Below are 11774 nucleotides of genomic sequence, written 5' to 3'. Positions count from 1 at the left end.
CCCCTGTAGGAGTGAGCCTGCTCGCGATTGCGGTGTGTCTGTCGCCATCAATGTTAAATGTCCCGCCGCTATCGCGAGCAGGCTCACTCCTACAGGGGTAGTGCGTAACCGGGCAGCATTGGGCAAACTGGCGGTCTGATCCTACATCCCAACCTGACTGAGAGGACTGATCATGGTTCTGCGCTCGGAAATCCTGGTGAACAAAAACGTGCTCCCTACCAAAGAACAAGCTCTGCCTGGCCGCGAATCCCCAATGACCGTGCCGGAAAAACACTTCGTCCACGACGCCCCGCTGCTGGGCCCGTTTGCGATGGACGTGGATTTCGCGATCTTCGGCCTGGGCTGTTTCTGGGGCGCGGAACGCAAGTTCTGGCAACGTGAAGGGGTGGTGAGTACCGCGGTGGGTTACGCCGGCGGCTTTACACCGAACCCGACGTACGAAGAAGTCTGCTCCGGCCTGACCGGCCACAGCGAAGTGGTACTGGTGGTCTACGAGCCGGCAAAAGTCAGCTACGAAGAGCTGCTGAAAATGTTCTGGGAATTGCATAACCCGACGCAAGGCATGCGCCAGGGCAACGACATCGGCACTCAGTATCGCTCGGTGATCTACGCGACCAACCCGACTCAGCTCGATGCGGCCAAGGCCAGCGAGAAAGTGTTCCAGGCTGAATTGACCAAGGCAGGGAAAGGCGAAATCACCACTGAAATCGACGAAGCGCCGACGTTCTACTTCGCCGAGGCGTATCACCAGCAGTACCTGGCGAAGAATCCTGAAGGGTATTGCGGTATTGGCGGTACAGGCGTTACCTGCCCGATCTAACCCCGCACTGATCGTTCCCACGCTCTGCGTGGGAATGCCTCAATGGACGCTCCGCGTCCGCTTCGGCAGGGACTCGGAGCGTCCCGGGCTGCATTCCCACGCGGAGCGTGGGAACGATCACTGGTCAACTCTCAGCAATCAACCAATCCATCTGCCACCCACCCTGGGTCTGCCCAAGCTTCTTGGACAACCACGGCAGCAACTCACGCAATTCCTCTTCCAGCCCCCACGGCGGATTCGCAATCGCCAACCCCGACCCGTTCAGACTGTTCGGCGTATCCAGCGGATGCACCAACAACTCCACCCGCAACAACTTCGGCGCGCCCGAGCCCGCCAAATCCTGATAAAACCGCCGCAACATGCGCTGGTCCTTCACCGGGTACCAGATCGCCGCCACGGTTTGGCGCATCCGGCCAATCGCCTCTTTCAGCGACGCCGCACAGCGCTGCATCTCATCGAGCTGCTCGAACGGCGGATCAATCAACATCACCGCCCGCTTCTCCTGCACCGGCAACATCGCACGCGGCACATGCCAGCCTTCGCCCAGATGCACCTTCACCCGACGATCACCAGCCATATTGTCCTTGAGCAACACACCATCTTCCGGGTGCTTCTCATTGAGCATCACCCGATCCTGCGGCCGCGTCAGACGCCGCGCCAGCTCCGGCGAACCCGGGTAATAGCGCAACTGGCCATCCGGGTTCATGTCGTGCAGCACCTTCATGTAATCGGCGGTCAGCGCCGGCAGATCCGGCTGATCCCACAACCGCGCAATGCCTTCCAGGTACTCACCGGTACGGCTCGCCTGATCGCCCTGCAAGTCATACAGACCAATGCCGGCGTGAGTGTCGAGATAGGCAAACGGCTGCTCCTTGCGCGACATCAGGGCGATGAGGCGGGTCAAAGTCAGGTGTTTGAACACATCGGCGTGATTGCCGGCATGGAAGGCGTGACGATAATTCATGATTGCTCCTGCGAAGGGCGGGAAGTTTACCTTGTACCGAGGCGGACGTCAGGGGTTGGTGGCTGAGCGGGCAGTTGCAGCACATCAACCCAAAAAACCTGTGGTGAGGGTGGCTTGCCCCCGTTGGGCTGCGAAGCAGCCCCAAAACCTGCCATCCGACGATTCCTGACACCCCCGAATCCTCGGTCGACCACAAAAAACACTTACCAATGCCCTAGCGCTACACTGATCCAAACGTCCGACAGGAAGTCGAAAAACCGATGCGTATTCCAGCCATTTTTTTTCTTTGTCTGCTGTATTCAGGCTTCGTCTTTTCTAACGAACAACACACCGAAGAAGCACGTCAATCGCTAAAGAACTATGGCCTAAGTCACTGCATCTTGAAGCCATTCAAAGAAAAGTCAGCATTAGAGAAAGACATCGGACTGTCCGCGGGCGCCTTCTCATTCATAGGCAAAGGAATGCACACCATTCTTCAAAATGAAGACACGCTTCAGGTACTGCACGACCCTTACAAAGAAACAACTGACTACGTGTTAACGGCCTACAAACAGACATCCTCGACGAGCAAGCACTCGAGCCAAAAAATGGTGTTTTATGGGTGTTTGGAAGTTTACAACTCAGTGGCATTCGACCGTTTCATCAAGACTCAAGACCGGTTTATCTACGAATAACGTCTGCGGCGAGGGAGCCTCCGTCGCCACAGAAGCAACTAGACGCTACTCAGAAGGCCGCGCTTTTAACCGCCGCCCAACCACATCGAGCACATCACACCCATCCCGCAACGGAATGGCACACAGCAAAGCGAAATCACTAAGAATGAACGACTCACACTCGACCGAACCACGCATCGACAGGTTCTCAAGCACCTGCGTGACAGCGCGAATTCGATAGTTGGCGGCGTCATATAAAACATCGAGTGGCGCCTGGGTATCGACGAACAGCGTGGGCATGTCGGTGCAGTTGCCGGTGAGGGCCATGAAACGGTTTTTGGGGTGGGGGATTGGTTTTTCGTAGGGTGGATCTGGCGTTAGCGTCGTCATTTGTAAATTCCATGAGTATGAAAATGAGCTGCCAAACGCCCCCTCCTACAGGTTTGGGTGGCAGCCATGCGCAGGAGTAGGAGTACCGATCACTCATGAACCTCGGCCACGCTGAAGCGTGTCCCGCGCACAGCCGCCGCAAACGATCATATGGACACGAGTTAAGTGCCGCAATCAAACGACAGAGCTGTTGCATCATGAGAGAGGGCTCCTACACCCTGCCACCACTTGCGCAGTGACAGCCAAAGACTATCCCTGCAACCCATCGCCCACCAGTTCATGGAAGCCGCCACAACTTGAAGGAAACTTCCGATGAACTTGCCCGGAAATTTCGCAATAGTTACGTGAACTTTAAACAATACTTAAACATTCCGTAGTGTTGGCAATTGGTATTGAGAATACCGACACGTGGAATTCCAGAATGACAGGCACCACCTTTTCCATCACCAGTTGGCCCGATCTTCAAGGCTCGCTAAAAGAAGATCTTCCTTCCAGGTCTCCTGAGCCAAAACATAGACATCTTGAAGAAACCCACGGGGATCTTCCAATGCATACCACTCACCACGCGGCCAACTCCCTGCATCTTCTTCATCTATATCAAACAAACTCCGAAAATCATAAGACGTATCGCTTAGCTTTTCCGCTAGAAAATCCAGCAGCACGAGCTTATGTCGATAGGACAGATAACCTAGATTCAAGCTGTATCTTTTGATCAGCTCCGCTCTGTCAAAGCGATCATTAGGATTAAATATTTCCAGTTCCGCACCCCGAGTTTCCTCGCGATCATAAACATCAAAGACGCCAATAAACCACATCAAATCGGGTTGAAATTCTTCATTTGAAAATGGATCTCGCAACATCATTTTTTCTCCGAGCATAAAGCATAAAGGGGACGGATTTATTTGTTACTCAAGAACCCCTTAATACTGTGACAAATCTCGAAAAGTGGACAGAAATAAATCCGCCCCCTTTGATCTCGACAAATTTATCTACACCATTATTTATCACCACCCTCAGACTTATAACGCTGCAAACAGTTAAGAAGAACCATCATAAACCCTCTCTGATCCTTAACATCCTCATCAAAATAAGTGTCAATTTTTGAAAAGACCCCATCGAAATTGTCACCACAACCTAAAAAATACTCCAAAGTATCAACAAGTAATTGCCGCTCTTTTTGGCTATAGATAAAAAACTCCGGACGAAGCAAGAGATCAAATAGCTCAGTGAGCTCATTTTCATCATTTACGTCCTTCGAAACTATTATTTCTTCCCTTTTCAAGTCACGTGCATTTTCTATATCAAAAACGAAAAGCAAACTACGTATATCCCAAATATCGTAAGAATTTTTCATTAGTCAAAATCCGTAAAAGCTGTAATAGGCTGACCCATTGAATTCAAGTAAACTATTGCTCTAGTTTGTTCACCGTACTGCAAGCCGTCTCTCTTAAATCCCTCGCCTACTTTTTTACCCATTTCAATTGGACGCTTGGAAGCATTCAAACCACTCTGCCTAAAAATCAATTGCGCACGCTGTATTGCATTCATCTGATCACGATGACTGAGAAAGTGTGTCGCCGCAGAGGGTATTACGGGCTCGCCCCTTCGCCTTCCTCTCTCGTACCTTTCTATTTCACCGGTCCCAGGGTTCCTACCTTCTTGCACTCGCTGAAGCTGGGACTGCAGAGGGGTTTGAGCACCATGTTTCTGTAGAAAGTGGGCCTCATCAATTGAATCTTCCATTTCTTTCAATCGCCTATGAACAACCGCCTCCGCTAGCTCATCAATCCGCGCCCTACGCTGATCACCCGTCAGCTTCGGCAGCGCCGGCTCACCCTCATCAACCCTAGCGCCAGTCGTATCATCCGGCGCCTCACACCCAGCCTTACCCGACTGCGGACAATTCCCGCTCAACCCCAACGGATCAATCCATCCCGTCGGATTCGGCGTGTACCGGTACGGGTTCAGCCCACCCGCCAACTTCACCGGGTCCGGCGTCAGATACCGTCCGACCTCCGGATCATAGTACCGATGCCGGTTGTAGTGCAGGCCGCTCTCGGCATCAAAGTATTGCCCCTGAAACCGCAACGGTTGCTCGAGCTGCTCGCCCCCGCCAAACGCCAGACGCGTGATTTTGCCGTAGGCGTTGTACTTCACCGACCACACAATCTCGCCACCAAAATCGGTCAGTTCCTGCGGCGTGCCGAGGTGGTCGAGTTGGTAGTAGAACGGGCAAGCCTTGCGCGGGCCTTTGCCGTCGAGCAGGGCGAGTGGGCGGAAGCTGCCGGGTTCGTAGAGGTAGCTGCGGTAGTGTTCGCGGCTGCTTTCGGCGACTAGGTTGTCGCCTTGCCAGAAGAACTCGGTGGTTTTGCCGTCGACGGTTTTGGCGATGCGGCGGCCGAAGGCGTCGTAGCGATAACTGGTGCAACTTCCGTCCGGCAACGTCACGCCGACCAATCGGTGCTGGCAGTCGTAGCGGTAATCGGTGACGAGTTTTTGCGCGGTGCCGCGCCGTTCGCGGATGAGGTTGCCGAAGGCGTCGTAGACGTAATGCCGGTCGCCCTGCATCAGCAGGCGATTACCTTTAACGGTCGCCAAACCGGGACGATTCTGCATCAGCAGGTTGCCGGCGGGGTCGTGGGCGAAGGTTTCCGGTGGGTCGTCGCGGGTGTGGCGGACGCGGGTCAGACGGTTGAGCGGGTCGTAGTAATAGCTGCGTTGGCCGTGGCGGCTGTCGGCGATGGTCGCGAGGTTGCCGTTGACCGCGTAGCCGTAATGGCGCATGTACAGCGGACGGGTTTGCTGGTTGATCGCGTGGGCTTGCAGCCGGCCCTGTTCGTCGTAGTGGTAGTGGCTGGTGAGCTGGCCTTGCTGGCGTTGTTGTTCGCGACCGAAGGCAAACTGGTGAGTGGTGAGCCGCGCGCCGTTGAGGTCGATGGCGGCCAGCGCGCCGCCCTTGGCGTGGTGGTAGTCGAGTTTGCTGCCGTCCGGCAGGCGCAGGCGGTTGAGTTGGCCGCAAACGTCATAGCCATACCGCAGCGTGCCCCAACCTTGATGCTCGGTGATCAGTCGGTCTTGTTGGTCGTACTCGAATTCCAGCGGATGGTCGTGGCCATCGTCGACGCCGATCAGTCGACCGAGACTGTCGTAGCGGTATTCGACCTTGATGCCGTCGGGCAGGGTCTTGATCAGCAGTCGGCCGGCGGTATCGCGCTCGTATTGCGTGACGAGCTGCGAACCGTCATCGCCGAACTCGGTTTTCTCCAGCAGGTGACCGTTGAGGTCGTAGGTGTACGCCGTGCGTTGGCCATCGAAGCCGGTTTCCTGTCGGATCAATCCGCCGGGCGTGTAGTCCAGGCGATATTTTTCGCCGGATTCGTTTTCGATCTCGGTAAGAAGCAGCTGCGCGTTGTCGTAGCGATACTTGAGCTGGGTGCCGTCGGCATTGAGTCGGCGGCTGACCAGGTGCAGATCGTCGAGGTATTCGTAGCGGGTGACCCGGCCCAGTTCGTCGCGTTCGGCGGTGATTTTTCCGTAGGCGTTGTAGCTGAAGGCGCGAATGGCACCGGTAGGAAGTGTCGTCTGGATCAGTCGGCCGACGGCATCCCATTGGGACTTGGTGACTGCTCCGTGTTCGTCCTGCCGGGTAATCTGCCGCCCCAGCGCATCGTAGGAAAACCGCCGCTGACCGCCGTCCGGCAGCGTCTCTTCGACCAGTTGCCCCAAGCCATTCCAGACGAACACATGCCGACTGGTGTCCGGGTAGCGGATCGACAGCAGCTGACCTTTTTCGTCGTAGTGATAGTGGCTGACGTGACCGTCGGGGTCGGTCGCTTCGGTGATGTCACCCTGGGCATTACGCTGATACTTCCACACAGCTTTGCCGCGATAGCGCGCGTGCAGGAAACCGTTGCGGTACTCGTAGGAGGTTGGTTCGTCTTCGGGCGGAAGCAGCGCCACCAGCCGTCCGACTTCGTCGTAGCGGTATTCGGTGACAGCGCCGAGCGGGTCTTGCTCGGCAATCAATCGCCCCTGGTCGTCATAGGCCTTGAGGTGTTCACCGCCGTCCAGCTCGACCTTGCGCACCAAACGCGCACTATCGTCGTGGACGTAAACCTCTTCGCTGCCGTCGATGTTGTGGACGGTGACGCTGCCCTCGTCATCCCAGGCATAACGGGCGTCCATCTGCGAAAACGACGCCCAGTGACGGATGCATCGGGCCGCCTTGCCGGACCTTTCCCACTCCCAGAAGAAACTCGCCCCACCGGCCAGTTGCCGCTGGAGAATGACGTGCTGATCGTCGTAGTCGTAGCGCTCGCTTTCGTTGGCAGCGTTGGTGACTTCGATGAGTCGAGCGCGTTCGTCGTAGCGGTATGAGACCAGTGTTTGCTCGGTCTGCCAGGCTTCCTCGAGGGACTGGGCCGGGACGAAAACCTGATAATCGACGGCGGCCAGATGGCTGCGGTCATAGCGCAACAGCAAGGCGCGGCCGGCGCCGTTGTCGAGGCGCTGGATGCGGTCCTGGCGGTCGCGGGTGATGCGCAGGCGGTTGTCGTAACCGTCGCTAATGGTTGTGAGAAAACCATTATGAAAATGGTAGAAACGTGCCTCGTCGCCGGCCTGGGCGAGGATCAGTTCTTCGGGTTCATTGCCGAGGTAAATCGCGGCGCGCGAGAGGCTGTTGTGGATCGCCGGGCGTTCGCTGCTCGGCAGCGGGAAGGTGGTGCGACGGTTTTCGTGGTCGATCCAAATGACGGTGTCGCCGTCGATGTCCAGCCGATGAGATAACGAATGGCTCCAGCCGAATCCGAGGCCGGCGTCGACCTCAGCGGCGCTGGTGCGGTAGAGCCGGGTGAAGGCGAACGGCAGGAGGCCGTCCAGCGAACCGTCGGTGAGGGTCAGCAGTTCTTCGCCGGTGACCATCGATACCGGGCATTTATTGGTGGCGGTTTTATCGACGGAGTCGGCGCTGTCGCCGTTGGGGTTCGTGGCCTGCTTTGAGACGTTGTCGTGGTGTTCATTTTGCTTAAGCGTGGTGTTGCGCTTGGCATCCCAACGCAGTTGCATGCGGCCTTTTTTCAGGCCTGCCGCCACACCGCGTGCGGCAACTTTTTTGTAGCGATCAACGTAAGTAATGAAGCTGTTGATGATGTTGAAGATCGCTTTGACGAAACCCACGACAGCGTCGACGATCCGGGCGCCGTAGTTGGCAAGGCGCATACCCAAATAGGCAATGCCCGCACCTGCACCCGCAAAAGTCAGGACAACCCCGATCAGAATGTCGATGAGTAGCTGCACTACCACGGCTGAAACAGCTTCGGCAGTTTTACCGGCGATCTCGCTGGGCGGCAGCATCTCCAACCAGAGGCTGGCCGTGCGCAGCAACAGACAGAGGGCCGCTTCATCACTGGCCAGCAGTTGGACCTTTTCCATCGTTGCCGGAAATTTTTCTGCCAGGTCGGCCAGTTGGGCAGCGCCACTCCCCAGGCGGTCAACGAACTTTCGTGGATCCTGGAGAATGTCCGAGAGCAGGCTGATGCTGTCCCACACACCAGTAATCGAGGCCCAACTTCCCGCGAGCATGCCGTTACCCGCGGCTGCATAAGTCGATTGCGACCATTGCGGCTTGAACCCTTCCCACTCGTTTCGCAGCCAACCTTCCAGCTCTGAGGTCAGGCCATCGTAAGAGGAGAAAAGATCGTCAATTTGAGCCGGGGTCACTTCACTCTGGACATGAACACGGTAGAACTTGCCAGGCACGCCTTTGAACTGTCCCTTGCCGTTCTCGCCGAGCGCGACAGGCGTGCTTTCACCGCCATCAACGGCAATCACATCAACCGAAATATTCCCCAACGGAATGTCATAGACCGATTCAAACTTGCTCTCGATCTCCAGAACTCCGCTTTCCGGACACTGCGCAACACTGGAGAAAAAATCATCGTCACCACTGCTAACCGCCGTCGTGGTGTTGCCGAGTTTTACAAGCCGCTCCATGTCCATCAGCGACGGCATGTCCGTAGCCCGACTGACCCTGTCCGCATTCCGACTCAAGAAGCCGCCAAGTTGCTGACGATACAAACTCAGCGTGTCTTTAAAACCGTCGAGTTCCTGCTCGATCCGTACGATCTGATCCATCAGTTCAGCTCCGCCATCAGGTAATCCACCAAGTCTTGTTTCGGTGCTTGAGGCAGGTCCGGCGTCTGCAGAAAGATCGCGACTTTGTGCCGCAAAACGGGCTCAGAAAACGCCTCAAAAAGATCAGGACGGTCCTCGCTCAACCACTTCACCAAGTTGTTGATGCGAGTTGTCGCGGACTCGGCGGCGAGGTCTTCGAGCAGCGATTCGGAAACTTCCCACCACGGAAAAACCCTGGAGGTTTTCAACGCACTGCCGCCAATATCGAGCGACTGCCCATTGATCAAACAACGATCAATCACCGGCAGTAACTGCGCGGCGCTAACGTCGGAAGAATGAAGAATGGGCAGCAAATAACGCCCATCCCAGAAGCGGAAAAACACCGCATTACCGTTGGGCAAAAGCACTTGAGTGAGGCTGCGCAGATGCTCCCCCAGCGCTTCTTGAGAGGCAGAAGAAACTGCCAACCAACCCCAGTCACGGGACTCGGTCGTGGCGACCCATTCCAGAAACTCACTGCCAGAAGCGACGATTCCGACATAGGGCATCACCGGTTCCCACTCGGCATAGGCGGTGTCGGCCCAGATCGCGCTCGGCGCTTGCGCCGTGGTCGTGTGTTGCCAGGTGCACAAAGGCTGCGCAGCACTGGCGCTGCCGAAAATCGCAAACAACTGCTCGCCAGGTTTGAGCGGTTGGCGTTCCAGCCAGGCGTGAGGTGATAAGCGATCAGGCTGCACAGACACCGTCCTTACAACGCTCGCATTCCTCACAAAACGGTGCGTCGCTTTGCAGGCTCATGATCTGTGCCGCGCTCAGCAGGGCGGCCGGGGCGGCGACGAGTTTCAACGGTGTATTCGGCGACACGGGCGCTGCAGCCATCGCTGGCATCAGCGCGCCGCCGACCTGAATCGGCACACTGCTGAAAATCCCGCCAGGACCAATGTTGATCCACTGCCCGCCCGCCTGGATCGTCGCGCTGGCGCCACCGTCGATCACCACTTGCTGGCCGGCGCTGACATGGAATTGCTGACTGGCATTGAGCGCCTGACTGGTCACGCGGATGTGCCGATCGCCAATCACTACCAGATGATCGTCAAGCTTCACTTCGGCCTGACGCTGACCATGGGTGATGCGTTGTTCATCAGCCTTCAGCTCATGGCGAGCCGTACCCGTGACGACGATGCTGCGCTGGTTATCGACCTGCACCTGTTGATCGTGCAGCACGTGCTGCGTCCAGTTTCGCTGGGCGCGCAGGTAGATTTCCTCGGCACCTTTACGATCCTCGATGCGCAATTCGTTGTAACCGCCGCCTCCTGGACTACTCTGGCTGCGGAAAATGCTGCGGGTCTTGTCGGCGGGCAGATCCAGCGGCACCGGTGTTGCTGCGTTTGGCAGGCAACTCATCACCAGCGGTTTGTCGGCATCGGCGTCGATGAAACCCACCAGCACTTCCATGCCGACTCGCGGGATCAGCACGCTGCCGTAATGGTCGTGGGCCCAGCCCGTGGCGACCCGCAACCAGCAACTGGAATGTTCGTTGAGCTGACCGTCGCGATCCCAGGCGAGCTGAACCTTGACCCGACCGTACTCGTCGCAATGGATTTCGCTGTCGACCGGACCGGTGACCACGGCAGGTTGGTAGCCGAGCATGCGTGGCTTTTCCGGCCCCAGGGGAGGACGAAACGAAACGTCCCACGGCGTCGCCAGAAAGGTATTGCGATAGCCCTGGAAATCATCCGGGTCGTCGCTGGTGGCCGACTCTTCCAGCACTTGCGGCTGTCGGCCACGGTGTTCGATGCCGGTGATCAGCCACAGATCGTTCCATGCCTGACGCGGGTGCTCGGCGAGGTGCAGGAAATGTCCGCTGACCAAGGCAGAATCGTCGCCACGACCTTCAGCTTGGCGGAAGTCCGCGTTGTGCCTCTCCAGCGCTCGTTGCGTCAGCTGTTTGCCATGCTCGCGATCAGTGAATTGACCGGGAAAGTGGTAGTCCTCCAGCACTGGGCGCTGTTCGCTGTCGACCCGACTTTCAAGGGAAAGACGCGGTTTCTGGAAGTCGTAATCACGCCGGGTGACCGCCGTGGTCCGGATCTCCAGCCGTACGTTGAATCGCTTGATGGCCGGCGCATTCGCCGCCATGCCGCTGCCCGGCAGGTACAGCGTCGACTCGGGCAGACGCGGGAACACCGTTTGATCATCGCCGAACACCAGCAGATGCCCGGCGGGGCTGTGCTGGAAGTGGTAATGAATGCCGATCTCGGCACACAGCCGCTGGATAAACGCGAGGTCGCTTTCGGCGTACTGCACGCAGTACTCGCGCGGTGAGTAGTCGCTGCCGAGTTGAAATTCGAACGCATCGCGCTGGATGCCATGGTCTTTGAGGACCTGCGCGATGATCGCCGGCACGCTTTTGTGCTGGAAGATCCGCTGGTTGATGCGCTGACCGAGGTAGGCCAGCCGCGGTACGAGACTGATTTGGTAGCCCGTCAGACGTTTCCCGGAGTCGCTTTGACCGACGCGAAAGATCTGACCGTGTATGCCGCAATCTTGTGCATCGAAACTCAGAAAGGCCTGACAATGCAGCAGGCTTTCGAGCTCGATGTCCGGCCGTTCGCTGACCAGTTCCAGGTCAAAACGGTAGGGTTGGCTGATGGCTTCCTTGCCCGTGAACTCAAGCACTTTGAGCTCACTCTGGACGCCGTCGAGGGTCAACGTGAAACGCGGTTGATTGGCAGGAGCGAACATCCGATGTGTCTCTGCAGAATGAAGGCGGGCGATTCTGCATGAGCGACAAGGGGTGTTGAGTGAGGGA

At 57.1% G+C, this 11774-nt stretch carries 9 protein-coding genes; 2 read left to right on the top strand and 7 right to left on the bottom strand.

Annotated features, from left to right (window positions below; genetic code table 11):
- Window positions 1–172: 172 nt before the first annotated feature.
- Window positions 173–820 (top strand): peptide-methionine (S)-S-oxide reductase MsrA, encoded by a 648-nt coding sequence (gene msrA / locus ACYZTM_RS17780; protein WP_461983788.1) that lies wholly within the window; start codon window positions 173–175, stop codon window positions 818–820.
- Between the two features lie 124 nt (window positions 821–944).
- Here the strand turns inward: msrA and ACYZTM_RS17775 are convergent, their stop codons facing one another.
- Complete coding sequence (locus tag ACYZTM_RS17775; protein ID WP_131058746.1) at window positions 945–1784, bottom strand: 23S rRNA (adenine(2030)-N(6))-methyltransferase RlmJ; 840 nt, start codon at window positions 1782–1784, stop codon at window positions 945–947.
- 260 nt (window positions 1785–2044) lie between these two features.
- Here ACYZTM_RS17775 and ACYZTM_RS17770 point away from each other — a divergent pair, with 260 nt between their 5' ends.
- On the top strand, window positions 2045–2458 hold the full coding sequence (locus ACYZTM_RS17770; RefSeq protein ID WP_461983785.1) for a hypothetical protein: 414 nt from the start codon (window positions 2045–2047) through the stop codon (window positions 2456–2458).
- A 45-nt stretch (window positions 2459–2503) separates the two neighbouring features.
- Here the strand turns inward: ACYZTM_RS17770 and ACYZTM_RS17765 are convergent, their stop codons facing one another.
- The 6 genes from ACYZTM_RS17765 to ACYZTM_RS17740 all read right to left on the bottom strand — a co-directional run bounded on the left by ACYZTM_RS17765 (window position 2504) and on the right by ACYZTM_RS17740 (window position 11707).
- A complete protein-coding gene (locus tag ACYZTM_RS17765) occupies window positions 2504–2827 on the bottom strand; it encodes a hypothetical protein (protein ID WP_461983783.1) in 324 nt (107 codons plus the stop codon).
- Between the two features lie 443 nt (window positions 2828–3270).
- Window positions 3271–3690 (bottom strand): hypothetical protein, encoded by a 420-nt coding sequence (locus ACYZTM_RS17760; RefSeq protein WP_461983781.1) that lies wholly within the window; start codon window positions 3688–3690, stop codon window positions 3271–3273.
- Between the two features lie 134 nt (window positions 3691–3824).
- Entirely contained in the window at window positions 3825–4181 is a 357-nt protein-coding gene (locus ACYZTM_RS17755; RefSeq protein WP_461983779.1) for a hypothetical protein, read from the bottom strand.
- The gene (locus tag ACYZTM_RS17750; protein ID WP_461983777.1) at window positions 4181–8962 is read right to left on the bottom strand and encodes an RHS repeat-associated core domain-containing protein; all 4782 of its coding nucleotides are present in this window, start codon (window positions 8960–8962) and stop codon (window positions 4181–4183) included. Before ACYZTM_RS17750 ends, ACYZTM_RS17755 begins: the two co-directional genes overlap by 1 nt.
- Window positions 8962–9699, bottom strand: a complete 738-nt coding sequence (locus ACYZTM_RS17745; RefSeq protein WP_461983775.1) for a DUF4123 domain-containing protein — start codon at window positions 9697–9699, stop codon at window positions 8962–8964. Before ACYZTM_RS17745 ends, ACYZTM_RS17750 begins: the two co-directional genes overlap by 1 nt.
- On the bottom strand, window positions 9689–11707 hold the full coding sequence (locus ACYZTM_RS17740; RefSeq protein ID WP_461983773.1) for a type VI secretion system Vgr family protein: 2019 nt from the start codon (window positions 11705–11707) through the stop codon (window positions 9689–9691). Before ACYZTM_RS17740 ends, ACYZTM_RS17745 begins: the two co-directional genes overlap by 11 nt.
- Window positions 11708–11774: the final 67 nt, after the last annotated feature.

It is taken from the genome of Pseudomonas sp. MDT2-39-1, assembly GCF_054898085.1.
This window is presented reverse-complemented; position numbering and strand designations above follow the sequence as displayed.